Below are 24,767 nucleotides of genomic sequence, written 5' to 3' on the forward strand. Positions count from 1 at the left end.
GCCCGACTGACTGCGCGCCCGACTGACACCGCGCCCGACTGACACCGCGCTAGCCTCAGTCCGATGCCCAAGCGCTGGAACCGCGACCCCATCCAGGCGGCCTACGACCTCTGGGTGGGCAAAGGGTGGGAGGACACCGCCGACGGCATGACGGCGGTGACCTCCCTCCTGCGGGTCCATCAGCTGCTCACCCAGCGCGCCGACGCGATCCTCGCGTCGGTCGAGCTGACGTTCGCCCGCTACGAGGTGCTGGTCGTCCTCTACTTCAACGAGGACGCGGTGCCGCTGTCGTACCTGGCGCAGGCGCTGCAGCTGCACCAGGCGAGCGTCACGAACCTGGTCGACAAACTGGAGAAGCAGGGCTACCTGGAGCGGAAGGCGCATCCGTCCGACCGCCGTGTCACGCTGGCCCAGATCACCCGCACCGGGCGGGCCCGCACCCGCACGGCCATCCGGCGGCTGAGCTCCGAGCTGTACGCGCAGCTCGGGCTCACCGTCGAGGAGACGCGGGCGCTGGTCACCATCTTCGCGAAGATGCGGCACGCCTGGGGCGACGTCGAGGAGAACGGAGAGGCCGATGCCGCTGGCGCTCTGCTGCATGTCGCACAGTCCACTGCTTGACATCACGACCCAGAGCGACGAGCTGGAGGCGTCCGTCCGCGGGGCGCTCGGCACCGCGCGGGACTTCGCCGCGACCGTCGATCCCGACGTCGTCGTCGTGTTCGTCCCGGACCATTTCAACGGCTTCTTCTACCGGACGCTGCCGCCGTTCTGCCTCGGCGTCGCCGCCAGCGCGATCGGGGACTACAACAGCCTGGCCGGCGATCTGGCCGTGCCGACCGCGCTGGCCCGCGAGCTGGCCGCCGCCGTCCTCGACGCGGGTGTCGACCTGGCGGTCTCGCACCGGATGCAGGTCGACCACGGCACGGCGCAGCCGCTGCGCGAGCTGTTCGGCACCCTGGACGCGCGCCCGGTGATCCCGATCTTCCTCAACGCGGCGGCACCGCCGCTCGGGCCGTTGTCGCGCTCCCGGGCGCTGGGCGCGGCGATCGGGCAGTTCTTCGCCGGACGTGACGAGCGGGTGCTCTTCCTCGGCTCCGGCGGGCTCTCGCACGACCCGCCGGTCCCGCAACTGGACACCGCTCCCCCGCCCGTGGCCGAGCGGCTCGTCTCCGGTCGTCCCCTCACCGCCGAGGAGGCGGAGCGCAAACACGTGGGCGCCATCGCCGAGGGCAAGGCGCTGGCGGCGGGCACGAGCGCACGGCTGCCGCTGGCGCCGGACTGGGACGAGCACGTCCTCGACCTGCTCGGCGCGGGCAAGCTGTCCGAGCTCGACGGCTGGACCAACGACGAGATCGGCGCCCACGGCGGCGGCGCCCACGAGATCCGCACCTGGCTCGCCGCCCATGCCGCGCTCGCCGCGGCCGGGCGGTACGAGGTCGCCTACCGCTACTACCGCCCGGTCCCGGAGTACATCGCCGGCTTCGCGGTCACCACCGCGCTGCCGGCGGCCTGACCTGTTCGGTCTGCCCTCGCGCGGCGCTGCGCGAGGGCAGGCCGTTCAGTCGGTTCGGGCGGCTCGCGCACGCTCGCTCTCGGGTACATGACGTCAGGTGCCGTCGTTGACGAAGCGACTGGCCACACCGTCGAGGAAGAGCGCCATCCCCTGACTGAAGACGTCGTCAGCGGACGCGGCCAGGAACGTCGGCCCGGCCTTGCGCAGCGCCGCGAACTGGTTGGCGGGCAGGCTTTCCCCAAACGCGGCGCGCTCGTCGGCTCCCGCGGCTCCGTCCGGCCCGCGGCCACCGCCACGCTGGATGGCGGCAGCACCGAACACGAAGTCGATCAGCGCGGTGGTCGCGTACGTGGCCTGCTCGTCGGTGAGCCCCGCGTCGAGGAACAGGCCCAACGCGGCGTCGATGATCCGCAGTGTGTTCGGTCCCCAGATGGCCCTGCCCAGCGCGGCCGACGGGGGCAGCGGCTGGTCGATCAGGATCCGCCGCATCTCGCGCATGAGCTCCTCGACGCCGGCCCTCCAGCCGCCGCCGCCGCGCCCGATCCGCACGTCACCCAGATAGTGATCGGCGATCAGGACGATCAACTCGTCACGGCTGGCGATGTGCTGGTAGAGCGAGCCGCTGCTGGTGGCGAGCCGATCGGCGACGGCACGCACGGTCAGCGCCTCGAACCCGTGCTCACGCAGCACGTTCAACGCCGCTTCCACGACGCGAGCGGTGGACAGTCCGCCCGCGCGCGGCCTGCGGCGATCCGCGGCCGCGGCCCGCTCGGCCCACCAACGGCTCGACCCGGGCTGGGGCGTCCCGGCCTCGGGCCTTCCGGGCGCCGCGCGCGACGGCCCCGCTACGTCCTCCACACCGCTTGACGATATGCGAGCGCTGCTCGGATACTTCGCCGACCAGCTAATACGAGCACTGCTCGAATAACCCGGCGCGGCACCGCTCGACGGGAGTCGCGCCGCGGCGCGCCCGCGCCCGTCTATCGGAGGTCAGCACATGACAGGACGCGTCGCGGCTGCGTTGGCGCTCTGCCTGGTCACGATCGGTCTCGGTGCCTGCTCCAGCGGTTCCTCGCCCACGCCGACGGCATCGACATCACCGCCGACCGTCACCAGCGATTCGACGTCCTTAGGCGCGCCCACACCGCGCCAAGGAGATCGTTACGTCGCCCTCGGAAGCTCGATCGCCTCCGGCTTCGGGATCAGCGAGCAGGACGGGTCGTCGTGCGGCCGCTCGAACCGCGACTACTCCCAGCTCGTCGCCGCGAGATACGGGCTGAAGCTCGTCGACGTGTCCTGCGGCGCCGCGTTCATCCCGAACGTCGTGGACACCAGGCAGGGCGACAACCCGCCCCAGCTCGACGCCCTCACCGCCGACACGAGGCTGATCACCATCAGTGTCGGCGGGAACGACATCGTCTTCAACGGCACCGCGTTGGTCTGCGGAAACCCGGCGACCCACTGCACAGCCCCTGCCGACCTCGACGCCAAGCTGGCGGCACTGCCCGGACAGCTGCGGACCATGGTCGACGCGATCCGGGCGAAGTCACCCTCAGCCCGCATCGTGTTCGTCACCTACCCGCGGGAGATGCCCGCGACGAACTGCCCGGCGATGTCGCTGGACGACGACGAGCTCTCCATGCTCCGTTCCATGGGCGACAAGCTGGAGGCGACGTTCGTCGACGTGTTCGCCAAGTCGAACGTCGTCCTGGTCGACCCCTACGCCGCACCGGGTGATCACACGGCCTGCGCCGCCCCGTCCGAGCGCTGGACGAACGGCTTCACCGTCCCGACCGGCGAAGGATTCTCGTACCACCCGACCGCCCTCGGGCACCGCGCGATGGCGGATCTCATCGAGAAGGCCCTCGCCGGCTAGCCGTTCTGTCCGGCCGCGGCGCTCCGCGGGTCGGGGCGTCGGATCGCGCTCAGGAAAAGCTGGACGGCGTCGTGCGTCCGGCGGTCCCGCGTCTCGGCGTCGTGCAGAATTCCGAATGACGCCATCCGCGCGGGAGCCATCGCCACCATTCCGAGGAAAAGCTCGGCCAGCTGGTCTGGGTCGTCCGCGCGGATCGTCCCGGCGGCGGCGTGCTCGCGCAGCAGGCTCGCGACGGCTTTCTGCCGCGGCCAGATGCGGTACGCCTTGTGGGCGATCTCGGGAAACCGGTCAGCCTGCGCGATCACCAGCCGCGAGAGCGCGACCATCTCGGGATCGAGCACCCGGCGCACGACGTTTTCCGCGACGGCCAGCAACGCGGTCTCCAGGTCGCTCGTGGACACGTCCTCCGCCGTTTGCGGGCTGGGCCAGTCCGGCCGCTCGATCGCCCAGTTGAGAACAGCGGAAAAGAGCTCCTCCTTGCCGCGAAACCGGGCGTACAACGACTGCTTCGTCGTGCCCGCGGACACGGCGACGTCCTCCACCGAGGTGCCCTCATAGCCGCGGGCCAGGAACAGGCGCAGGGCCGCTTCCTTGATGTCCCGTTCGAGCCGCGCCGCTTCCGCGCTGGTAGGGCGCCCACTGCCCCGGTTGGCGGGCGTCGCCGACCTCGTCATACGACCAGTCTGGCAGGCGCGCCACCATCCCCGCCGGGCCCGAGGCCAGCCGCGCCGGACCATTCGCCGTTCGTTGATCGCTGTTTGGGCCCTCTGGTGGTCGCGAAAAGCGCCTCGCCACGACCACGGGAGGGCCCAAACAGCGATCTTGGCCCGAACGTGGCTCCGAGGCTGGCCGGCGGCCAGCGGGGGCGGGCTAGGGCCGGGCCACGAGTTTGCCGAAGAGGTCGCCGGCGAGCATGGCCTGGAAGCCGGCCTGGGTCTCGGCGAGCGGGATGACCTCGTGGATCGGCGGCCGAAGATTCTGGTCGACGACCAGCCGGACGAGCTGTTCCAGGTCGTGGCGAGATCCCATGGTCGTACCCACGATCCGCAGGTTGGCCAGGTACACGCGCTCGATGTCGAGCGGCGGGTGCGATCCCGAGGTCATGCCGGCGACGACGATGATGCCGCCGGCTCGCACGGCCTTCATCGAGTGCGCCCAGGTGGCCGCGCCGACGGTCTCGATGACCGCGTCGACCCGCTCCGGGAGGCGCGCCCCGGGCGGGAACGCCGCCGCCGCGCCGAGCGCGACGGCCCGCTCGCGCTTCTCCTCGGACCGGCCCGTCACCCACACCCGGACGCCGGCGGCCTTGCCCAGCATGATCACCGCGGTCGCCACGCCGCCGCCGGCGCCCTGCATCAGCACCGTCGTGCCCGCGGTCGCCCCGGCCAGGACGAACAGCATGCGGTAGGCGGTGAGCCAGGCGGTCGGAAGACAGGCCGCGTGCTCGAAGGACAGCCCGGCCGGCTTCGGCACCAGGTTGCGCGTCGGCACGGCGATGCGCTCGGCCAGCCCGCCGTCATGGAAGTCCGACAGCATGGAGATCCTGGGGTCGAGCACCTCGTCGCCGGTCCACGCGGGATCGTTGATCAGCGAGTGGATCAGGACCTCGTTGCCGGACTCGTCGACGCCGGCCACGTCCGAGCCGAGCACCCGCGGCAGGGGCGCGTTCCGGGGGCCGTGGCCACGCAGCGACCAGATGTCGTGGTGGTTGAGCGACGCCGCCCTGACCGTCACGACGCTCCAGCCCTCGGGAGCCGTCGGCTCCGGGTGCTCACCGACCTGGAGCCCCGCCAGCGGGTCGTCCGGATCCACGCGGTTCATCGTCGCGGCCAGCATCAGCGGACGATCCCGATGTCACAGACGTCGGCGACGATCACGATTCGCTTGTCCTTGTCCATGAAATTCTCTTCATCGTCGCGCAGCACTTTCCCGTCGTCGCCAAGATACCAGCGGTTCCAGACCGCCAACTGGTCCCGGTCGACAAAACCGATCTCCGTCACACAGTCATACAACGTGTCCGTACTACCGCGCCCGAGCGTGACCGCGTGGTTCTGCACATAGTGCACGATGGCGGTCGCCACCTCGTCCGGGATTACCCGGTGAAAGAGCGGGGCGTGCCGATGCTCGTAGTAGTCGCGGAACTGCTCACGAGTCAGGTCCGGCCGTCTTTTGATGAGGGCGACGATTTTAATCATCGCGCCCGCCCGGCGGGAACCAGCCTCTGGTCCGACGTCACCCGATCTCCTCCTCGCCGGTGTGGCACCACCGCAGGCTACCGGCCCTCTTGGCTAAAATCAACCGCAGCAGTATGATTAACGGCACCGCCGAACGGTGACCACACCCGGGCGCGCGGCCTCCCACCCCTCGACGGAGTCGAGGAACCACAGACGTTCATGAAACCGGCGAGCCGACGGGAGCAGAACAGCGATGTCTCTGATGGATGTGCGTAGCCCGGCCGAACGCCTCGCCGAGCTGACGGCGACGGACCCCGAGCTACAGGCCCTGCGGCCCGACCCCGACGTCACCGCGCGGGTCCGTCGGCCCGATCTGTCGTACCAGCAGGTCATCACGACCGTCCTCGACGGCTACGCGGCACGGCCGGCCCTGGGCCGACGCGGCTACGAGGTGATCCAGGACGAGGCGGGACGCGCCCAGCGGTCCCATCTGGCGGGCTTCGACACGATCACCTACGGAACGCTGCACGACCGCGTCCAGCGCCTGGCCGCCGCCTGGCGGCACGACCCGCGCTACCGGGTTGATCCAGGTGACTTCGTCTGCGTGCTCGGTTTCACGAGCACCGACTACGTGACGGTCGACCTGGCGGCCGCCTACGCGCTCGCGGTGAGCGTCCCGCTGCAGGCCACCCTGGCGGCCGCGAACCTGGGCGACATCCTCACCGACACCGCGCCGACCCTCCTGGCCGCAGAGCTGGCCGACCTCACGCTGGCGGCGACGCTGGCCGGGGCGCACGCCTCGGTCCGGACGGTCCTCGCGCTCGGGTTCGACGCCCGGGTCGACGAGGACCGCGAGCGCCTCGCCGCGGCGGCGGCGGAACTCGCCAGCAACGGTTCGGCGGCGCGCCTCGTCACCCTCGACCAGGTGCTGGCCGACGCTGCCGGGCTGCCCGCGTGGGAGCCGCTGCCGGCCGCCGGCGCGGGCGCCGACCGGATGACGCTGCTCATCCACTCGTCCGGGAGCACCGGCACGCCCAAGGGCGTGATCATCACCGAGCGCACGACGAAGGCGCAGTGGGATCCCGGGGAGCGCCCGGCCCCGGTGATCCGGCTCGCCTTCGCGCCGCTGAACCACATGGCGGGCCGCAACGTCGTGTACTCGGCGCTGGCCCGCGGCGGCCGGGTGAACTTCACGGCGGCCAGCGACCTGTCCACGGTCTTCGAGGACATCCGGCTGACCCGCCCGACCGAGGTCCTGGCGTTTCCCCGGATCCTCGAACTGATCCACCACCACTTCGTCCGCCAGGTCGTCCGGCGCACGGCCGACGGCCTCGACGTCGACGTGGCCCGCGCCGAGGTCATGCGGCTGATGCGCGCCGAGTTCCTCGGCGACCGGGTCTGCACGATCGGTGGCGCGGGCGCGCCGGTGACACCCGAGGTGGGCCGCTTCACCGAGGAGTGTTTCGGGGTGCGGCTGGGCGGCGGCTACGGCTCGACCGAGGCCGGCACGATGGCGGTCAAGGGCCGGGTCCTGCGCCCCCCGGTCCTCGACTACCGGCTGCGCGAGGTCCCGGAGCTCGGCTACCTGCTCACGGACAAGCCCTATCCGCGGGGTGAGTTCTGCGTCAGGAGCGAGCGGGCCACTCCCGGCTACTTCAAGCGGCCGGAGGCGACGGCCGCCCTGTTCGACGCCGACGGGTTCCTGTGCACCGGCGACATCGTGGAGGAACGCGGCCCGGACCAGATCGAATGGATCGGGCGGCGCAACGACGTGCTGAAGCTCTCCCAGAGCGAGTTCGTGGCCGTCGGCGCGCTGGCCACGACGTTCGAGAACGGCAGCCCGGTCATCGACCAGATCTTCGTCTACGGCAGCTCGTCGCGTTCCTTTGTGCTCGCCGTCGTCGTCCCCAACGCCGACGTGGTGCGCGACCGCCTCGGCGGCGGCGCGACCGAGGCCGCGGTGCGCGACCTGATCCGGGCCGAGCTGCGCGCCGTGGCGTCGAAGGAGGATCTGCGGACGTTCGAGGTGCCCCGTGACTTCCTCGTCGAGCACGAGCCCTTCACCCACGAGAACGGGCTGCTCTCCAGCGTGCACAAGCGCATGCGCCCCGCGCTGGAGGCCAAGTACCGCGCTCGGCTCGAAGAGCTGTACACGGAGCTCGAACGCCGCCAGACCGAGGACCTCGTCGCGCTCCGCGATCTCGACGGCACCACCAGCGTCCTGGACAGGGTGGCCCGAGCGCTCGAGGTAGCGCTGGGCGTCACCGGCCTCGACCCGGCCGCCGAACTCGGCTTCGTCGACCTAGGCGGTGACTCACTGGGCGCGGCGACGTTCGCCGCGATGCTGGCGGACATCTTCGGCGTCACCGTGCCGGTCAGCGCGATCCTCAGCCCCGCGGGCGGCCCACGGAGCTGGGCTGCTCTGATCGAGTCCGCTCTCGACCCGTCCGTCACCCGGCTCGCGACCTTCGAGCGCGTGCACGGCCCGGGTGCCCGCCGCCTGCGCGCCACCGACCTGGGTCTCGCCGCCTTCCTCCCGGCCGGCACGCTCGCGAACGCGCCGGTCGAACCGCCGCCAGCGGTGTCCACCTGCGTGCTGCTCACCGGGGCCACGGGTTTCCTCGGTCGCTTCCTGTGTCTCGACTGGCTCGAACGCCTCGCGGTGACCGGCGGGACGCTCGTCTGCCTGGTGCGCGCGACCGACGAGGCCGCGGCCAGGCGTCGTCTCGCCGCGGTGTTCGACACCGATCCCGACCTGCGGCGGCGGTTCGCCGCGCTGAGCGACGCCCGGTTGGAGGTCGTCGTCGGCGACGTCGCGCAGCCGTGGCTGGGGCTGACCGAGCAGGAGTTCGACCGCCTGGCGCGGGACGTGGACCGGATCGTCCATCCGGGCGCGCTCGTCAACCACGTCCTGCCGTACGAGGACCTGTTCGGACCGAACGTCGCCGGGACGGCGGAACTGGTCCGGCTGGCGCTGACGCGGCGGCAGAAGCGCTTCGACTTCGTCTCGTCCGCCGCGACCACCTATCTGATCGACCAAGACCCCTCAGCGGACGATGCGGACTCGGTGCCTGATGAGACCGCGCCGCTGCTCGATGAGATCGACCTCGACCGGTTCCGAATGGGCTACGGCGTCAGCAAATGGGCGGCGGAGCAGGTCCTGCTGCAGGCGCACCGCGAGTTCGGGCTGCCGGTGAACATCTTCCGCGGCGACATGATGCTCGCGCACCAGCGGTACCGGGGGCAGATCAACGTGCCCGACGTCTTCACCCGGCTGCTCACGAGCGTCGTTCTGACCGGGCTCGCGCCGGCCTCGTTCTACCGGTCCGGAGCGACGGCCCAAGCGCACTACGACGGCCTCCCGGTGGATTTCGTCGCCGCGGCGATCGCGGGAATCGGTGCCCAGCCGAACGACGGCTTCGGCTGCTATCACGTCATGAACCACCACGCGGACGACGGCATCTCGCTCGACACTTTCGTGGAGTGGATCGTCGAGGCGGGCTACCCCGTCGAACGGGTGCCCGACTACGGCGTCTGGCTGGACCGCTTCGAGACCAAGCTCAAGGCGCTGCCGGAGGCGAAGCGCCAGCACTCGTCCCTGTCGGTCCTGGCCTCGCTGCGCACGCCCCGCCCGGTCGAACCGATGCCCGGCACCGAGCGGTTCCAGGCGGCCGTCGGCACCCTCCCGACCGGCCCCGCCGTACCCGGCCTGACCAGGGACTTCCTCCGCAAGTGCCTGACCGACATGGCTCACCTCGGTCTGATCCCGCCCCTGCCAGCCTGACGCCGGGGTAGCGAGTCGTACCCCCATCAGGGCCACCAGGCCTGGGAGCGCCGAAGAGCCGAGATCACCGAGGCGCCCACGGCCTCCGCGGCTACCACCTTGTCACGCAACATGATGAGGACGACGCGCATGATCGTCGATCGACCGTCCAGGGAGGCCGTCGTCAGGGTCTGGCGGAGGACCTCGTCACGCTCGACGGCAGGCAGGTGCGGCAGCAGGCCGGCGAGCGCCTCGGCCCGCAGGCGCAGGAGGTCGACGGCGTACGCGGCGGCGAGTGCCTGGCGCAGAACCGGCGCACGGTCGCGGGCCGGCATTTGTGCCGCGAGGTTGGCCAGGCTCCGCGCCCAGACATAGGGCTGGTCAACGGTGACGTCCGGCAGGGCGTCCCGGATAAGCGCGTCAACCTCGCCGGCCGGCTGGCCTGTCCATTGGTCCGCCCAGAGGTACCCGTCGCCGATGGTCCTGGCGGCGGAGAGCGCCTGACGCAGCACGCTATCGCGTTCCGGGGCCGGCACGTGTGGCGCGAGGCCGGTCAAGGCCCACGCTCGGCGCCGTGGCACGTCAATGGCGTTGGCGGCGGAGAGCGCCTGGTCGAGGACCGCGTCCGCCGCCGCGGGTAGGCATGTCGCGATATACGTCATCGCCCGCGCCCGCCGATGGGGCGACCGAAGGGAGGCGGCCGCGGTAACCGCCTGCGCGGTTATCCGGTCTGGCGCGGAGTGCGGCGGCCAACACGCCGCCACCTGAGCGAGCGTCCTCGCCAGTAGGGCCGGCTCGGCGATCGCGACCGCGCCGGCCAACGCGCGAACGAGAAGCTGGTCGCGTTCGGTGGCCGGTGAAGCGACCGCCCCGCCAATGAACAAGCCCGCGCGATCGTAGGGATCTTTAACGGTGGCCGCGATGGCAAGACCTCGGCGTAGAACAGCGTCGGCGTCGGACGCGGGCAGGTACGGCGCCAGGCCGATCAGGGCTCTCGCCCGCACGGAAGGCGGGTCGAGGCGTGCCGCGATCGATACTGCTCGCCCGCTCAACGCGCCGGTTAGATGCGGCGCCATACGGATCAGCACATACGTCTGATCATGAAGTGTCATACCATTTTCATCATCCCAGAAATCGAGTACGTGTTCGGACGCGAAGATCGTTGGGGCAATTCTGTCGTCAAGCCCCCACACTTCGTGATCGATGGTCGTGGTGATATCCAGGGCCCGGTTCAGGATCTGGTCGCGTTCAGCGGCAGGCAGATACGTGGCGAGCTCGGCTAGCTTCAATGCCTTGAAATAGGGCATCAGCGGCTCGTCCGCCAGGGCAGCCGCGACGTCCCGCAGAATCGGGTCGCGTTCGGACGCGGGCAGTTGCGGCGCGAGGTCGATCAGGGCCTCAATACGCTCGTACGGCCCCCTCAGGGCCGTGGCGACGGCCAAGGCTTGGCGAAAGATTACCTCGCGATCGGTGACGGGCAGGTAGGGCGTCAGTCCGATCAGAGCTTCGACCCGGAGATGCGGGTCAGGGGTCGCCTGAGCGTAGGCCAGAGCATGGGCCGGCAGCCAGATCCGATTTTCAACCAACAGGGCGATCAGTTCGGCTGGGATATTTTCCGCGAGGCTCGCGATCGAACCGATCAACAGGGAATAGGTGACCAGCCTGACAAACATTGTGGCGTCGTCCGCCGGGGCCTGGCCCTCGGTGTATTTCGAGGCAGCACGGATGGACGCCAGGTAGACGTTGGCCGTCCCCTGGTTCTCGTGAGCCGCGTGCCAGATGTTCACGGCCCTGCCGTCCGGGCCTTCGCCCCCGAGAGACAGGAGACGGTCGACGATGACGAGGCTGTCGGCGGCGAGCAGATGCTCGACGAGCGAGGTCAGGCCATACCTGTCGAGGTCATCGCGAGCGCCGCCGTCCCGGAGGCGGGGCAGATCGTCCGCCAGTCCGCCCCAGCGGTCGAGCAACCAGGCCGCGAGTCTGCCGTGAAGGCCCGCGAGCTGGTCCCGGGTCAAGGCGCCTCTGGCGAAGTCGAACAACAGGTCATGGAGGGTGACCGTCGAGGTCGCCCGATCGAGCCGGAGCAGGCTGCGCCGCGAGAACAGGTCCAGGAGATCCTCGGCGTCGAGGCCGTCGAGGCCGCCGGTGAGATTCCAGAAGCCCAGGACGACCTCGGCCGGAACAGGGCCGCGGCCTTCGAAGGCCGCGAGCTCACGGAACCGCTGCGCCTGGGCCTCCGGCAGGGCCCCGACCGAGGCGTCGAGCGCGACGAGAAGAGAGGGATGCGGATAGTGGGGAAAGCGGGCCTTGATGGCGTCGAGGTCGGCGCGGCGCAGGCGTTCGGCCACGGTCTCCCAGCGGCGGCCCGTTCCGACCATCGCGCCGGTGAGCGCCAGCGCGAGGACCAGACCGTCACATCGTTTCAGGACGAGATCGGCCGCGGGCGGTAGATCCTCTACCTCACAACGGGCATACGAGGCCAGAATCCGCCGAGAGGTCATCGGATCGGCGGTCGCCAGCTCGTAGACGTCGGCGTCCCCGTAAAGAGTGTCCCGGGATCGGGTGGTGACAAGGATGCGCGTCCCCGCGGGGACCTGGAGCGCGTCGAGGACGCCGATGTCCCACACGTCGTCGAGGACAAGCAGGGCACGCGCGTCGACGAGCACCTCGCGCAGCCGGCGCGAGCCGTCAGCCGGGTCGAGCACCTGAGCACGGTCCCCGAACGCGGTCAGAACCTCGCCGAGAAGGCTGATCGGATCCGGACGCTGGCCGACGCCAAGCCAGAGGATCCCGTCAGGGAATGCCTCCCGCACGGCGGGGTCGTGCGCGATCGCCATCGCGAGCGTCGACTTGCCCACGCCGCCCATGCCGACGACCCCGACCACCTGACTGGCGCTGCCCGCGACCAGCCTCGTCCGGACGGCCGCCGTGTCCACGGTCCGCTCGACGAAGAAGGCCGGAAGCGTCGGCACCCAGGCTGGTGCTGGTATCAGGCGTCGGCGGCTGGCTCCCCCCGTCGCCGCGGTGGCGAACACGGGATTCGCCGGCCACCGTTCCGCGGCCGCCGCGAGCAGGCGACGGCGCCCGTCGGCGACGAGGCCACCTTCCAGCTTCTCCGCCACCTCGCGCCAGAACGTGTCGGCGTCGATCATCCACACGGGCATTCGGCCTGGCCGCCAGCCGGCGGCGACGAGCAGGTGACGAGCGGAAACCGGATCCGGATAAAGATCCGCGAGTTCGCGGACCTCCTCCTCCGACAGCCTGTCCATCAGCGTTCACCCCCGTCGCCGCGAGGCCCCGCGGCAGTCGGCGTGAACCCAACCGCATCATTCCACCGCGCGCCCGCGCTCTGCTCCGGCGCGGCGGCGTTTGACTTCCACCTCCGGCACATGCAAACTTTTCCTTGCTGGTGCCAAGGAGGTGTTGTGGGACAGACTGAGATCACCGGAGACGAGCTGGTTCGGGTCTTCGCGGCACTTGCCAACCCCCACCGCCTCCGGACGATCGCGGCGCTGGTCGGTGGGCGCGCCTATGTCAGCCAGCTCGCCCGGGACCTGGGGATGAGCCGTCCCCTCCTGCAGGTCCATCTGCGCCGGCTGGAGGCCGTCGGCCTCGTCTCGCCACACATCGAGGTGTCCGACGACGGCAAGGCCATGAAGTTCTACGAGGTCGCGCCCTTCGCGCTGACCGTCACGCCCGAGATTCTCGCGGCGGCCGCCGCGACCCTGACCACCGACGCGGACGGAGCGTCTGAACGGCGCTCCGCCGAATCACGCGAGAACGGAGACTGACGTGAACACGACGTGGGCGGACGCCGCCTCGGACGCACATTCCTGGTCGATCGACGGAATGGTGTGGACGTTCGGCTCGATGATTATCTCGCTGTTGTTCGTCGGGCTGCTGGCCTGGTTCCTGGTGGCTCGGTCCCGCGCCAAGGTCGCCCTCAGCAAGGAATCCAGCTACCGCACCCTCGCCAACGACGCGACCGACGCCCAGTACCAGACCTCGGAGAAACTGACGGACATCGGCAAGCAGCTCGCGGACCTGACCATCCGGTTGACCAGCGTGGAACGTCTCCTGCGCGAGGTCGAATGACTCGGCCATGAGGCCACCGGTCACAACTCGACGCGGCGCCCCACGGAACAGCGTGCGCACCGGATGATGATCGCCGTCTTGGCCCTCGCGTGGTTGTGTTCAGGGGCGCGTTTACGACCACCCGAGGGCCGAAACAGCGATCATGGCCGGGGGGCGGCGGCCGGGGCCGGGAGCCGGCGGCAGGTCAGGCCGGGCCCGGGGCGAAGGCGGTGGCCAGAGCCGCGTACACGTCGCGCAGGAGCTGGGCGGTGCGGGGGGTGCGCGGGACCGCGACGAAACCGCCGTGAATGACCCCGGGGTAGACGTGCAGCTCGACGGGGACGCCGTCGCGGGAAAGGCGGGCGGCGTAGGCGAGGTTCTCGTCGAGGAAGGCGTCGACGTCGCCGATGCCCAGGTAGGCCGGCGCGAGGCCGGACAGGTCGGTCGCGCGGGCCGGGGCCGCGGTCGCCGGGACGTCATCTCCCGCCAGGCCGCCGAGGTAGGCCTCCCAGCAGAGCCGGTTGGCGCGCAGATGCCACAGGCCCCAGTGGCCCGGATCCTCGATCGCGCGGATCGACGGCGTCACCTCGCGGTCGTCGAACATGGGGTAGACGAGCAGCTGCAGAATCGGCTGCGCGCGGCCGGTGTCGCGCAGCCGCAGGCAGAGCGCGGCGGCGAGGCCGGCGCCGGCGCTGGCGCCGCCGAGGACCAGGCGCGCGGGGTCGACGCCGAAGGCCGCCGGGTCGTCGACCAGCCGGCGCCAGACCGTGTCGGCGTCGTCCAGCCCCTCCGGGTACGGATGCTCGGGCGCGAGCCGCCAGTCGACCGACACGACCGCGCAGCCGAGCTCGATGACCATCAGGTCGAAGCGGTGATCGTTCTCCTCTAGGTTGCCCATGATGTAGGCACCGCCGTGCAGCCAGAGCAGGCAGGGCAACGGCACGCCGGGGTCGGCGTCGGCGGGCCGGTACCACCGGACGCGGACGTCCGGCCGGCCGTCGAGGCCGGCGATCGTCTCGTCGGTCCTGGTCACCAGCGGGTTCGGCGGCGTCAGCGGCGCGGCCACCTTGGCGTAGGAGGCGCGGATCGTGTCGATCGAGGTCAGGTCCCAGCGGGCCAGGCTGTCGAGGATCGCCAACGTTCCCGGCTCCACCCGCGCATTCACGTCGATGGCGGGACCTTGTGAGCCTCTTGCGTCGTTTTCAGACACCGCGCATCCTCGCTCGATTCCAGAGCCGGACTGGCCTCGCGACAGGTAAGCCACGAGCCGGACCGACCACGAAGGGTGGCCACGGGCCCGCGCCGCGGGGACGGCGGCGCGAGCCCGGGCCTGGTCCCGATCAGCCGGTCTCGGTCAGCCAGCGGTCGGCTTCTCCGGGTCGACCGGCTCGATGCCCTCCTCGATGGCCTTGATGAGCAGGGCCATGAACCGGGTGTAGAAGCGAGCCATCCGGATGAAGCCGGTGCCGAACCAGAGCCCGGGCTGGGCGGAGCGGCGCCAGGTGTTGGCGTACTCGCCGTCGGCGGCCCGGCCGTAGGCCTTGTCGATCTTCTCGGCGGCCTTGCCCAGCACGGGCTGCAGGTGCCCCCAGAACTGGTGGTAGCCGGTCGCGAAGACGATGAGCTCGACGTCGTCGAGGGTCGTGCCGTCGGTGTAGATGACCTTCTTGCCCTGGATCTCGGCCACCTCGACGCCCTGCTTGAGGTGGACCCGGCCGTCGGCGATCAGCTCTGAGGCGCCGATGTTGATCTGGTAGGCGTCCCGGCCGGACATGTGCGCGCCGATGATGCCGGTGCCGTCGGGGCCCCACTCCAGCTTGAAGCCCTGCGCCTCCAGCTGGTCGAGCAGCGGGCGGTCGGCCGCGGCCGCCTCCTTGACCAGTCGCTTGTTCAGCTCGTCCACCCGCTGGTTGGGCAGCGAATAGGTCATCTGGTCGGCGAAGTCCGGGGTGTACGGCATGTACTCGGTGAACAGCGTCGACCAGAACCGGTGGTACGACTCGTAGGTGACGACGTAGGTCGCGCTGCGCTGCAGCAGCGTGACGTCGGCACCGTGCTCGAAGAGGTCATGGGCGAGCTCGTGCCCGCTGACGCCGGCCCCGATGACCAGGGTCTTCTTGCCGGCGAAGTCGGCGCCGTTCTGGAACTCGTCGGAGTGCGACCAGATGCCCTCGTAGGAGTCGAGCCCCTTGATCGGCGGGATCTTCGGCGCGCCGAACATGCCGCCGGCCACCACGAAGTGGCGCGGGTGCAGCTCCTGGATCGCGCCGTCCTCGCGCCGGATCTGGATCGTCCAGCGCTGCGTCTCGTCGTCGTAGTGACCGCTGAGGAACGTCGTCGAGTGCCAGATGTTGATGTCCATCAGCTTCGCGTACGACTCGAGCCAGTCCGCGAACTTGTCCTTCGGCGTGTGCGCCGGCCAGTTCGGCGGCAACGGCATGTACGGCAGATGGTCGCCGAACACCGTGCTGTGCAGCGCGAGCGACGCGTAGCGCTTGCGCCACTGGTCGCCGACCCGGGCCTCCTTGTCGATGACCAGCGTCGAGACGTCCAGTGCGCCGAGGCGCGCGGCGATCGACAGGCCGTTGTGGCCGGCGCCGAGAACCAGCACCGTCGGGTCGGCGTCGGCGAAGGAGGCTTCCTTCTCCCGGTCGTCGGTCCAGCGGGTCCGGCCCGGCACGACGCCGTAGACCTTCCCCTCCCTGCGGCGGTGGCGGATCAGCTCCGGGTGGTCCTGCAGGCCGATGACCTGGGTCTGCAGGATCTGGGCCCGGTAACCCTCGCCGTCCGCGACGAGCATCACGTAGCCGCGGTCGTGGCGGTCCTTGGTGGTGAAGTCGAAGAAGGCGTTGATCGCACCGTCGGTCACCACGGGCGCCTGCTCCTGGCTCACCGCGAAGTCGGCGGCCTGCCACGTCTTCGCGAGCTCCAGGAGACGCGGGACCGTCTCGTCACGCCCCACCGTGTGGTGGAAGTCCCAGAGGAAGGCCATGAAGTCACGCCACGACGCCTCCTCGGTGAAGAGCTCAGCGAGCGCGGTCTCCGAGCCGCTCCGCACGGCCGCCGCCAGGCCAGTGACCCAACTGGCGAAAATCGGCTCCGCTTCCCGAGCGGTGAGCTCCCGCGACGCGTGGTCAACCGTCTGTGTCATCCATCGTCTCCCTGTCACACGTAGGGCAAGAGCGGCCTGGGTCACCTGTCGCCGACAGAGTCGGTAGCGACACCTGAAACAACAGCGCGGTCGCGCACGGCGGCGCGCCCGGCGCTCATCCCCCACACTCCGGCGACCGCGAGGGTCGCCCCGGCACCGCCGTAGACCATGCCGGTGGGGCTGGCCATGACGTTGCCGGCGGCGTAAAGCCCGGGGATCACGTCCCCGTCGACGTCCAGGACGCGTCCCGTCCGATCGGTCCGTGGGCCGCCCTTCGTCCCGAGCAGCGACGACTCGACGCGTACCCCGTAGAAGGGCGCCGTCTCGACCGGGCCGAGCGTCGAGGCGGGCGAGTCCGGGTCGAGCATCCGGCCACCGGGGAACCGGTCGAAGGCGCTCTCCCCACGGCCGAAGTCGGGGTCGGACCCGGCCCTGGCGTGCTCGTTGAAGGCAGCGACGGTGGCCTCGACCTGCTCGCCGGGAAGGCCGAGGGCCACCGCCAGTTCACCGAGGGTGTCCGCGCGGGTCACCCAGTCCGGCGCCGGGGTGCCCGGGCCACCGCCCAGCACCCCGAACCGGTCGACCACCGCCTGGTCGAAGATCAGAAAGCTGGGCAGGTTCGGGTACTCGAAACGGGACGCGTCCAGCTGGTGGAAGGCGCCGCCGAAGGCGTTGTAGTTCGCGGCCTCGTTCGCGAAGCGGCGCCCGTACCCGTTGACCATGACCGACCCGGGCAGCGCGCGGTCACGCGAGGCCAGCAGGCCGTTCTCCCCGCCGTCGCGGCGCACGCCCGGGAAGCTCACCGCCGGCGCCCACCACGCCTCGCGCATGTTGCCCAGCTGGGCGCCGACGCGCATCGCCATCCGCAGGCCGTCGCCGGTGTTGCTCGGCGCGCCGAGCGGCCTGGTCAGCGGGCCGCGCAGGAAGTCGCGCACGAGGGCCGCGTCGTACTCGAAGCCACCGGTGGCCAGCACGACCGCGCCGGCCGGCATCGCGGTGACCCCGGCGGAAGTCTCGATCTCGACCCCGGTGACGGTGCCGTCCTCGGTCAGCAGCCGCAGGCCCCGGGCGTTGGTGGAGATCTCGACGCCGGCGCGCAGGCAGGCCTTGAGCAGCCCGGCGACGAGGCCACGGCCGAGTCCTTCGGAGCCGGCCCGCGTGCGGTCGGCGAGCACGTCCGCCGGGAGCACGCCGGTCCCGCCGCCGAGTGGCGTCTCCCGGATGAGCAGCCGGTTCGGGAGACCGGCGATCCGGTCCGCCCACTCGCCGAGCTCGGCCAGGCCGACGAGGCCGACCTCGATCGAGCGCCCGCCGCGCGGCAGGCCGCCGGGCCGTTCGGGGTGGTAGTCCGGGTAGCCCTCGACGAGCTGGAAGCGCAGGTCGGTGTGCGCGTGGATGAAGTCGACGTACTCGGGGCCGCCGTCGACCAGCGCCTCGGCGAGCTCCGGAAGGATCATCCCGTAGGAGAGGCTCGCCAGGTACTCCAGGCCACGGGCGCGCGAGTCCTCGACACCCGCGTCCCGCGCGGGCTGGTTGTTGGGGATCCAGACGGTGCCGCCGGACAGCGCGGTCGTGCCGCCCAGCAGGTCGGCCTTCTCGAAGAGAGCGACCCGAGCGCCTTCGACCGCCGCCGACAGCGCGGCGGTCAGTCCGGCGGCGCCCGAGCCGAGGACTAAGACGTCGTAGCTGTTGTGCATAGCGAGCCCTCACTGCCACGAGACTGCGCAGCTATCAGCGTGCATGGGTGTGCAGAGTGCATAGTGTGCAGATAATGCACTCGACTGTTCTGATAGTGCAGCAAACGGAGATTACCTTCGGTGGTCAGATCGAGGCAAGACCTCGCCGTCGCACTCCTGGCGGGCACCCGGCCAGGTCCGACGAGGGCATGGTCGGAGCACGTCACCCGCGCCGCGGCACTGCCGCGGCGGGCCCGCTAGGACTGGCGGCGCAGCACCCGCGCGACCTGGTCCGCGGCGCGGCGCATCTCGGGCCCGGCGGCGGCCGCGACGTCCTCGCGGTAGGTGATGAGGTTCAGGCAGGCGCGCGTCGCGGTGCCGGTCAGCGGGATCCACGCCGCGACCGCGAACTGGCCGGACTCGATCTCCGCGTGGCTGCGGGCGAAGCCCCGTTCCCGCGCCGTCGCGACCGGCTCCGGCTCGCCGGGCAGCGGCGGACCGGCGGCGAGGATCGCGTAACCGGCGGCGCCCCGGGTCAGCGGCGTGCGCATGCCGAGCCGGAACGCCAGGTGGTGCGACGCCGTCGTCGGCTCCGCCATCGCGATCGCCACCGCGTCCGGGCCCTGGCCGACGAACAGCATGATCGTCGACTGCAGCCGGTCCGCGAGCGAGCGCATGACCGGGCCCGTCACGTCACGCAGCGTTGGCAGGAACGCCTCGGCCAGGGTCGCGAGCCGGGCGCCAGGGATGTACGTCCCCTCGCTGCTGCGCGCGGCCAGGTCGAAGTCGACCAGCGTCTGCAGCATCCGGTACGCGATCGAGCGGTGGACGTCCAGCAGGTCGCTGACCTGCTGGACGGTCATCCCCCGCTTCGAGTCGGCGATCGCGAGCATGACGCGCAGCCCCCGGGCGAACGTCTGGTTCCCGTCGCGCACCTTGCTCGGTTCGCCCGCGCTCAACTCCGGCACACCGCTCAGCATAGAGACGACTCCCGGACCGCCGCGGCGGCGATGATCACCACGCGGCTCAGGACGCCTGGGCCTGCAGCGTCAGCGCGATGTCGGTGAGCATGTCCTCCTGGCCGCCGACGAGCTTGCGCCGGCCGGCCTCCAGCAGGATCTGCCGCGCGTCCACCCCGTAGGTCGCCGCCGCGATCTCGGCATGGCGCAGGAAGCTGCCGTAGACCCCGGCGTAGCCGATCGTCAGCGTCTCCCGGTCGACCCGCACCGGCCGGTCCTGCAGCGGGCGCACGATGTCCTCGGCCGCGTCCTGCAGCGCGAACAGGTCACAGCCGGTCTCCCAGCCGAGGATGTTCGCGACCGCGATGAGCGCCTCGATCGGGGCGTTGCCCGCCCCGGCGCCGAGGCCGGTCAGCGAGGCGTCGACCCGGAAGGCGCCCTCCTCGACAGCGGCCACCGAGTTGGCGACCGCCAGCGAGAGGTTCTCGTGCGCGTGGATGCCGACCTGCGTCTCCGGCTTCAGCACCTCACGGTAGGTACGGACCCGCTGGCGGACCTCGTCGACGGTGAGCCGACCGCTGGAGTCGGTGATGTAGACGCAGTGCGCGCCGTAGGACTCCATCAGCAGCGCCTGCTCGGACAGCTCCTTGGCGCTGATCATGTGCGCCATCATCAGGAAGCCGGAGACGTCCATGCCGAGGTTGCGGGCCTCGGCGATGTGCTGCGCGGCGACGTCGGCCTCGGTGCAGTGCGTCGCGATCCGGACCGAGCGGATGCCCATCTCGTAGGCACGGCGCAGGTCGTGGATCGTGCCGACGCCGGGCAGCAGCAGCGTGGTGAGCACCGCGCTCTTCGCGTGGGCGGCGGCCGCCTCGATCCACTCCCAGTCGGTGTTGCTGCCGGGGCCGTAGTTGAGGCTCGATCCACCGAGGCCGTCACCGTGGGCGATCTCGATCGCGCCGACGCCGGCCGCCTCCAGGTTCTCGACGATGCGCCCGACCAGCTCCGGCGTGATGCGATGGCGAATCGCGTGCATGCCATCGCGCAGCGTCACGTCCTGGATGTAGGGCCTCGGAGCGGTGCCGGAGGCCTCCGAACCTGCCGGGGCTCCGGTCGTCGGGGCTTCGGTCATCAGGCCACCGCCTTCGCGCGCTGTGCGATCCGCTCCGCCACCCGCATAGCGGCCGACGTCATGATGTCGAGGTTCCCCGCGTAGGCGGGCAGGTAGTGGGCCGCGCCCTCGACCTCCAGGAAGACGGAGACCTTGGTGTCGACCGGGCCGGCGCCCGCGGGCAGCAGGGTCGCCACCTCGGCCGGGTCGACCGGCGTGAACTGGACCTTCTGCACCAGCCGGTAGCCCGGGACGTAGGTCGCCACGTCGGCCACCATCGCCTCGATCGACGCCCGGACCTCGTCACGAAGGGCGCCCTCCCCCGCGGCGCCGCCGATCAGGCACAGCACGGTGTCCCGCATGATCAGCGGCGGCTCGGCCGGGTTCAGGATGATGATCGCCTTGCCCCGGCTCGCGTTGCCGACCTTCTCGATGGCCAGCGCGGTGGTCTCGGTGAACTCGTCGATGTTGGCCCGGGTGCCCGGGCCGGCCGACTTCGACGCGACGGACGCGACGATCTCGGCGTAGGGCACCTCGGTCACCCGGGACACCGCGGCGACGATCGGGATCGTGGCCTGGCCCCCGCAGGTGACCATGTTGATGTTCGGCGCGTCGAGGTGCTCCTCGAAGTTCACCGCGGGGATCACGTACGGGCCGATCGACGCGGGGGTCAGGTCGACCAGCCGCAGGTTGTAGGGCTCCAGCAGCTTGGCGTTCGCGAGGTGCGCGCCGGCGCTGGTGGCGTCCAGGACGATCTCCACCTCGCCGAACTCGGGCATCTTGATCAGCCCGGCCACGCCCTCGGCCGTCGTGGCCACGCCGAGGCGCTGGGCGCGGGCGAGGCCGTCGGAGCTCGGGTCGATGCCCACCATCGCGACCACCCGGAGGTTGGTGTCGCCACGCAGGATCTTGATCATGAGGTCGGTGCCGATGTTGCCGGAGCCGACGATCGCGACCCCGGTTTTCTTCTCCGTCATCCCTGCTAGTCCTTTCCGGAGAACCGTGCCGTGACCGTGCCGAGCGGCGCGATGTCGGCTTCGAAGACGTCGCCTGGCGCCACCGCGACCATGGGCCCGAGCGCGCCGGAGAGCACCAGGTCGCCGGCCCGCAGCGGCGTCCCGACCTCGATCAGGGTCGCGGCCAGCCAGGCCAGCGCGTTGAGCGGATCACCCAGGCAGTCGGCGCCGGTGCCGGTCGAGACGACCTCGCTGCCACCGTCGGCTCCGGCCCGGCGCATCGACATCGTCACGTCGATCGGCTCCACCTCGGCCAGCGGAGTGCCGGTCGCGCCGACGACGAAGACGCCGGACGAGGCGTTGTCGGCGACGGTGTCGGTGATGCCGATCTTCCAGTCGGCGATCCGGCTGTCCACGATCTCCAGCGCCGGGAACGCCAGCGCCACCGCGGCGCGCACGACCGCCGGGTCGGAGGCGTCGTCGATGTCGCTGGCGAGCAGGAACGCGACCTCGGCCTCGGCCTTGGGCTGCAGCAGCCGGCCGACCGGGATCAGCTCCCCGTCGGCGTAGCTCATGTCGTCGAACAGCACGCCGAAGTCGGGCCGGTCGACGCCGATCTGGCGCTGCACCGCGGCCGAGGTGAGGCCGATCTTGCGACCCACGATGCGGGCCCCGGCGGCGATCCGGCGCTCGGTCAGCTGGCGCTGCACCTGGTAGGCGGTGTCGATGTCACCGTCGACGAGCAGGTCGACGAGCGGCGCGCAGGCGATGCCGCTGGCGGCCGCGAGCTCCAGTCGTTCGACGGCCGCGTCGATGGCCGCGTCGACGGGTTCGGTACCGGCGGTCATGCGCCCCTCCCGAGGAACTCCAGCGCGATACCGTCGAACTCCTCCTGTTGCTCCCACTGGGGCCAGTGGCCGGCCTCCTTGATCAGCCGGAACTCCCCGGCCGGGATGCGCTCGGCCATGTCCAGACCGGCCTTCGCCGGGCCGGACGGGTCGTCGCTGGTCCAGATCACCAGCGTCGGCGCGGTAATCGCGGCCAGCTCCTCGTCGGTCACCAGGTTGCGGCGGCGGACCTCCGGGTCCTGCAGGCAGAGGATGTGACGCATCGACGCGGCGAACCCAGGCCGGCTGTACACACCGCGCCGGATCGCGACGAGCTCGTCGGTTACGGAGCTCGAGTCGGCCATCAGCCATTCCAGGCGGGTGCGGATGCGCTCCTCGCTCGGGTCGTCGGCGGCCGCCTGGCTCAGCGAGCGGATGCGCTCCATCACCTCGGGCGTCGCCATCGTCCCGCCCGGGGTGTTCAGGACGAGCCGGTCGACGCGCTCCGGGTACCGGGCGGCGAACTTCACCGCGACCCAGCCGCCGAGCGACTCCCCGGACAGGTGCGCCTTCTCGATGCCGAGGGTGTCCATCAGCCCGACGAGGTGCTCGCTGTAGTCGTCGATCTCCAGGTCGCGGGTGGTGGTCGTCGTCCACCCGTGCCCCGGGTAGTCGTAGGCGATCAGCCGGTAGTGGGCGCCGAGCGCGCGCAGGTTGCGGGTGAACGCCTCCAGGTGGCCGCCGGTGCCGTGCATGAGGATGAACGGCGTTCCGGCGCCGTGCTCCAGCACCCGGGTCGACCACGGCCCCACGTCGACATGGCGCACCGTGTAGTCCAGCCCGGCGAGGTCGGTCCAGAGCGTCATGCGTTCCCTCCCACAGCGTTCCCAGCCACAGCGTTCCCTCCAACGGTGGCGGGCCGCGGGTCGGGAGCCCCGACCGCGGCGTCGAAGGCCCGGACCATCTCGGACGCGGCGTGGGCCGGGCTCGCGCCACCCACGATGCGGTCCGGGCGGACCAGCAGCACGGACTCGGGGTGCGCGTCGAACCAGCGCTTGAGTGAGCCGTCCAGGTCGCCGACCACCAGCACCGAGTCGTCGGGGGCGGTGCCGTCCAAAGTCGTGCCGTCGGCCGCCGGGGCGTTCCAGTGCAGCTGCGTCGCGGGGCGCGCCTCCACCACGCGGACCCCGCTGCGGGCCAGCCGCCGCCGCGCGTCGTCGTCCAGGATCTGGCGCGGGTCGTTGTTCCAGGCGATGAGCGCGAACCACGGGCCGAGCGCGTCGTCGAGCTTGGTCGAGGGTACGGCGCGGGTGCTCACGGTCGGCTGGATGAACAGGCGCCCGACCGGGCTCGGCTCGCTCACCGACCCGACCCTGGTCAGCGCGCCCTCGCGCATCGTCGGCATCGGCTTGAACTTCATCGTCACGATGTAGGTCTTCGCCTTCGGGATCGCCGAGAGCGACCGGAAGAAGAGGTCACGCGCGAGCGCGCCGAACCGGTTGGTGACGGAGACCGCCTTCCCCACCCGGGTCGAAAGGTCGATCATCGCCTTCGCGTGGTCGTGCCGCTCGGACTCGTACGTGTCGAGGACATGGTCCGCGGCCAGGCCCCGGTGCACCATCGCGATCTTCCAGGACAGGTTCAGCGCGTCCCGGATGCCGCTGTTGTAGCCCTGCCCCTGCCACACGGGCATCAGGTGCGCCGCGTCGCCGATGAGGAAGACCCGGCCCGAGCGGAAGTGCTCGGCCAGCCGGGAGTGGTGGGTGTAGACGCGCCGGCGGATGATGTCGACCTTCGCGCTGGCCGGGACGATCGGCTCCAGCAGCCTGGCGAGGAACTCGTCGGTCATCGCGTCGGCCTCGGTCTCGCCGGCCTTGAGCATGAACTCGAAGCGCCGGATGCCGTGCGGGATGCTGATCGAGACGTACGGGCGCCGCGGGTCGCAGCAGACGTAGGCGCCGGGCCGGCCGAGCGGGTCGTTGCGCACGTCGATGACGAACCAGTTCGCGGCCGACGACGTGCCCTCGAAGCCCAGGCCGAGCGCCTTGCGGGTCGCGCTGCTCCCGCCGTCCGCGCCTACGGCGAAGGCCGCCCGCAGCGTCTGCTCGCCGTCCGGGGTCTCGATCGTCAGGCTCACCCCGTCCGCGTCCTGCGCGACGTCGGTGACCCGGGAGGAGAACTGGATCTCGACGTCGTCGAAGCGGGCCAGCCCGTCGAGCAGCACCCGGTCGGCCAGCGGCTGGACGAAGCCGTTGCGCCGCGGCCAGCCGAAGTCCGCCTGCGGGGGCGCGAGCCGGGCCAGGTCGCGCTGCTTGGCGTCGACGAAGACCAGCAACTGGTGCGGGATGGTGTGCGGCAGCACGCGCTCGACCAGGCCGGCGGTCTGGAACGTCCGCAGCGTCTCGTCGTCCATGCCGACGCCGCGCGGGAAGTCGATCAGCGCGGGCCCGGCCTCGATGACCCGGACACGCAGCCCGTGCAGGCCGAGCAGGTTGGCGATCATCAACCCGGTCGGGCCCGCGCCGACGACGGCGACGTCGATCGCCTCATCGGGTGGCAAGGAGCGGGGCTCTGTCGTGCCGACCTGCGTGGACACCGCGGCTCCTCGGGTGGCGGGTGCTCTGTCTGCCGGACAGACAAGGCGTCTCCCAGCCAGAGTGCACTATCTGCAACAGGCTATTCAA

At 71.0% G+C, this 24,767-nt stretch carries 20 protein-coding genes; 6 read left to right on the top strand and 14 right to left on the bottom strand.

All coding sequences use genetic code 11. The features are described from left to right. The first annotated feature begins 63 nt into the window (after positions 1–63). Both FRAEUI1C_RS26525 and FRAEUI1C_RS26530 read left to right on the top strand, forming a co-directional pair. Positions 64–621 (top strand): MarR family winged helix-turn-helix transcriptional regulator, encoded by a 558-nt coding sequence (locus FRAEUI1C_RS26525; protein ID WP_013426444.1) that lies wholly within the window; start codon positions 64–66, stop codon positions 619–621. Further along, complete coding sequence (locus tag FRAEUI1C_RS26530; RefSeq protein WP_013426445.1) at positions 578–1,516, top strand: 3-carboxyethylcatechol 2,3-dioxygenase; 939 nt, start codon at positions 578–580, stop codon at positions 1,514–1,516. Before FRAEUI1C_RS26525 ends, FRAEUI1C_RS26530 begins: the two co-directional genes overlap by 44 nt. 93 nt (positions 1,517–1,609) lie before the next feature. Here the strand turns inward: FRAEUI1C_RS26530 and FRAEUI1C_RS26535 are convergent, their stop codons facing one another. Further along, complete coding sequence (locus tag FRAEUI1C_RS26535) at positions 1,610–2,374, bottom strand: TetR/AcrR family transcriptional regulator (protein ID WP_013426446.1); 765 nt, start codon at positions 2,372–2,374, stop codon at positions 1,610–1,612. A gap of 139 nt (positions 2,375–2,513) precedes the next feature. On the opposite strand from FRAEUI1C_RS26535, the gene FRAEUI1C_RS26540 reads away from it, so the two are divergent. Further along, a complete protein-coding gene (locus FRAEUI1C_RS26540; RefSeq protein ID WP_013426447.1) occupies positions 2,514–3,392 on the top strand; it encodes an SGNH/GDSL hydrolase family protein in 879 nt (292 codons plus the stop codon). Here FRAEUI1C_RS26540 and FRAEUI1C_RS26545 read toward each other — a convergent pair. The 3 genes from FRAEUI1C_RS26545 to FRAEUI1C_RS26555 form a co-directional block, all read right to left on the bottom strand. Further along, positions 3,389–4,066 (bottom strand): TetR/AcrR family transcriptional regulator, encoded by a 678-nt coding sequence (locus tag FRAEUI1C_RS26545; RefSeq protein ID WP_013426448.1) that lies wholly within the window; start codon positions 4,064–4,066, stop codon positions 3,389–3,391. The two genes, FRAEUI1C_RS26540 and FRAEUI1C_RS26545, sit on opposite strands and share 4 nt — an antisense overlap. A gap of 196 nt (positions 4,067–4,262) precedes the next feature. Further along, entirely contained in the window at positions 4,263–5,228 is a 966-nt protein-coding gene (locus FRAEUI1C_RS26550) for a zinc-binding dehydrogenase (protein WP_013426449.1), read from the bottom strand. Then, positions 5,228–5,587 (bottom strand): EthD domain-containing protein, encoded by a 360-nt coding sequence (locus tag FRAEUI1C_RS26555; protein WP_013426450.1) that lies wholly within the window; start codon positions 5,585–5,587, stop codon positions 5,228–5,230. Before FRAEUI1C_RS26555 ends, FRAEUI1C_RS26550 begins: the two co-directional genes overlap by 1 nt. 232 nt (positions 5,588–5,819) lie before the next feature. Between FRAEUI1C_RS26555 and car the strand changes: the two genes are divergently transcribed. Then, positions 5,820–9,350, top strand: a complete 3,531-nt coding sequence (car, locus tag FRAEUI1C_RS26560; protein WP_013426451.1) for a carboxylic acid reductase — start codon at positions 5,820–5,822, stop codon at positions 9,348–9,350. Between the two features lie 26 nt (positions 9,351–9,376). On the opposite strand, the gene FRAEUI1C_RS26565 is transcribed toward car, so the two are convergent. After that, positions 9,377–12,598, bottom strand: coding sequence for an NB-ARC domain-containing protein (locus FRAEUI1C_RS26565; RefSeq protein ID WP_013426452.1), 3,222 nt, complete (start codon positions 12,596–12,598; stop codon positions 9,377–9,379). 156 nt (positions 12,599–12,754) lie between these two features. Between FRAEUI1C_RS26565 and FRAEUI1C_RS26570 the strand changes: the two genes are divergently transcribed. Beyond that, entirely contained in the window at positions 12,755–13,120 is a 366-nt protein-coding gene (locus FRAEUI1C_RS26570) for an ArsR/SmtB family transcription factor (RefSeq protein ID WP_013426453.1), read from the top strand. A 1-nt stretch (position 13,121) separates the two neighbouring features. Continuing rightward, positions 13,122–13,424, top strand: coding sequence for a hypothetical protein (locus FRAEUI1C_RS26575; RefSeq protein WP_013426454.1), 303 nt, complete (start codon positions 13,122–13,124; stop codon positions 13,422–13,424). Between the two features lie 184 nt (positions 13,425–13,608). Here the strand turns inward: FRAEUI1C_RS26575 and FRAEUI1C_RS26580 are convergent, their stop codons facing one another. The 9 genes from FRAEUI1C_RS26580 to FRAEUI1C_RS26620 all read right to left on the bottom strand — a co-directional run bounded on the left by FRAEUI1C_RS26580 (position 13,609) and on the right by FRAEUI1C_RS26620 (position 24,679). Next, the gene (locus tag FRAEUI1C_RS26580; RefSeq protein ID WP_232425134.1) at positions 13,609–14,568 is read right to left on the bottom strand and encodes an alpha/beta hydrolase fold domain-containing protein; all 960 of its coding nucleotides are present in this window, start codon (positions 14,566–14,568) and stop codon (positions 13,609–13,611) included. A gap of 189 nt (positions 14,569–14,757) precedes the next feature. After that, entirely contained in the window at positions 14,758–16,554 is a 1,797-nt protein-coding gene (locus tag FRAEUI1C_RS26585; protein WP_013426456.1) for a flavin-containing monooxygenase, read from the bottom strand. A 41-nt stretch (positions 16,555–16,595) separates the two neighbouring features. Then, positions 16,596–18,251: an FAD-dependent oxidoreductase gene (locus FRAEUI1C_RS26590; RefSeq protein WP_013426457.1), complete on the bottom strand. Its 1,656-nt coding sequence runs from the start codon at positions 18,249–18,251 to the stop codon at positions 16,596–16,598. A gap of 236 nt (positions 18,252–18,487) precedes the next feature. Beyond that, positions 18,488–19,198, bottom strand: a complete 711-nt coding sequence (locus FRAEUI1C_RS26595) for an IclR family transcriptional regulator (RefSeq protein ID WP_232425135.1) — start codon at positions 19,196–19,198, stop codon at positions 18,488–18,490. A gap of 58 nt (positions 19,199–19,256) precedes the next feature. Further along, the gene (gene dmpG, locus FRAEUI1C_RS26600) at positions 19,257–20,321 is read right to left on the bottom strand and encodes a 4-hydroxy-2-oxovalerate aldolase (RefSeq protein ID WP_013426459.1); all 1,065 of its coding nucleotides are present in this window, start codon (positions 20,319–20,321) and stop codon (positions 19,257–19,259) included. Then, on the bottom strand, positions 20,321–21,277 hold the full coding sequence (locus FRAEUI1C_RS26605) for an acetaldehyde dehydrogenase (acetylating) (protein WP_013426460.1): 957 nt from the start codon (positions 21,275–21,277) through the stop codon (positions 20,321–20,323). The genes dmpG and FRAEUI1C_RS26605 overlap by 1 nt, the downstream gene beginning before the upstream one ends. Before the next feature lie 5 nt (positions 21,278–21,282). Next, positions 21,283–22,104, bottom strand: coding sequence for a 2-keto-4-pentenoate hydratase (locus FRAEUI1C_RS26610; RefSeq protein ID WP_013426461.1), 822 nt, complete (start codon positions 22,102–22,104; stop codon positions 21,283–21,285). After that, the gene (locus tag FRAEUI1C_RS26615; RefSeq protein ID WP_013426462.1) at positions 22,101–22,949 is read right to left on the bottom strand and encodes an alpha/beta fold hydrolase; all 849 of its coding nucleotides are present in this window, start codon (positions 22,947–22,949) and stop codon (positions 22,101–22,103) included. Before FRAEUI1C_RS26615 ends, FRAEUI1C_RS26610 begins: the two co-directional genes overlap by 4 nt. Beyond that, a complete protein-coding gene (locus FRAEUI1C_RS26620; protein WP_013426463.1) occupies positions 22,946–24,679 on the bottom strand; it encodes a bifunctional 3-(3-hydroxy-phenyl)propionate/3-hydroxycinnamic acid hydroxylase in 1,734 nt (577 codons plus the stop codon). Before FRAEUI1C_RS26620 ends, FRAEUI1C_RS26615 begins: the two co-directional genes overlap by 4 nt. Positions 24,680–24,767 lie beyond the last annotated feature (88 nt).

Source organism: Pseudofrankia inefficax (genome assembly GCF_000166135.1).
In the GTDB taxonomy this organism is placed as follows: Bacteria; Actinomycetota; Actinomycetes; order Frankiales; family Frankiaceae; genus Pseudofrankia; species Pseudofrankia inefficax.

What these genes read in the sequence shown, in the direction of transcription:
- FRAEUI1C_RS26525 (WP_013426444.1), top strand. Translation starts at nt 64, where the DNA reads ATGCCCAAGCGCTGGAACCGCGACCCCATCCAGGCGGCCTACGACCTC.
- FRAEUI1C_RS26530 (WP_013426445.1), top strand. Translation starts at nt 578, where the DNA reads ATGCCGCTGGCGCTCTGCTGCATGTCGCACAGTCCACTGCTTGACATC.
- FRAEUI1C_RS26540 (WP_013426447.1), top strand. Translation starts at nt 2,514, where the DNA reads ATGACAGGACGCGTCGCGGCTGCGTTGGCGCTCTGCCTGGTCACGATC.
- FRAEUI1C_RS26545 (WP_013426448.1), bottom strand. Translation starts at nt 4,066, where the DNA reads ATGACGAGGTCGGCGACGCCCGCCAACCGGGGCAGTGGGCGCCCTACC.
- FRAEUI1C_RS26550 (WP_013426449.1), bottom strand. Translation starts at nt 5,228, where the DNA reads ATGCTGGCCGCGACGATGAACCGCGTGGATCCGGACGACCCGCTGGCG.
- FRAEUI1C_RS26555 (WP_013426450.1), bottom strand. Translation starts at nt 5,587, where the DNA reads ATGATTAAAATCGTCGCCCTCATCAAAAGACGGCCGGACCTGACTCGT.
- car (WP_013426451.1), top strand. Translation starts at nt 5,820, where the DNA reads ATGTCTCTGATGGATGTGCGTAGCCCGGCCGAACGCCTCGCCGAGCTG.
- FRAEUI1C_RS26565 (WP_013426452.1), bottom strand. Translation starts at nt 12,598, where the DNA reads ATGGACAGGCTGTCGGAGGAGGAGGTCCGCGAACTCGCGGATCTTTAT.
- FRAEUI1C_RS26585 (WP_013426456.1), bottom strand. Translation starts at nt 16,554, where the DNA reads ATGACACAGACGGTTGACCACGCGTCGCGGGAGCTCACCGCTCGGGAA.
- FRAEUI1C_RS26590 (WP_013426457.1), bottom strand. Translation starts at nt 18,251, where the DNA reads ATGCACAACAGCTACGACGTCTTAGTCCTCGGCTCGGGCGCCGCCGGA.
- dmpG (WP_013426459.1), bottom strand. Translation starts at nt 20,321, where the DNA reads ATGACCGAAGCCCCGACGACCGGAGCCCCGGCAGGTTCGGAGGCCTCC.
- FRAEUI1C_RS26605 (WP_013426460.1), bottom strand. Translation starts at nt 21,277, where the DNA reads ATGACGGAGAAGAAAACCGGGGTCGCGATCGTCGGCTCCGGCAACATC.
- FRAEUI1C_RS26610 (WP_013426461.1), bottom strand. Translation starts at nt 22,104, where the DNA reads ATGACCGCCGGTACCGAACCCGTCGACGCGGCCATCGACGCGGCCGTC.
- FRAEUI1C_RS26615 (WP_013426462.1), bottom strand. Translation starts at nt 22,949, where the DNA reads ATGACGCTCTGGACCGACCTCGCCGGGCTGGACTACACGGTGCGCCAT.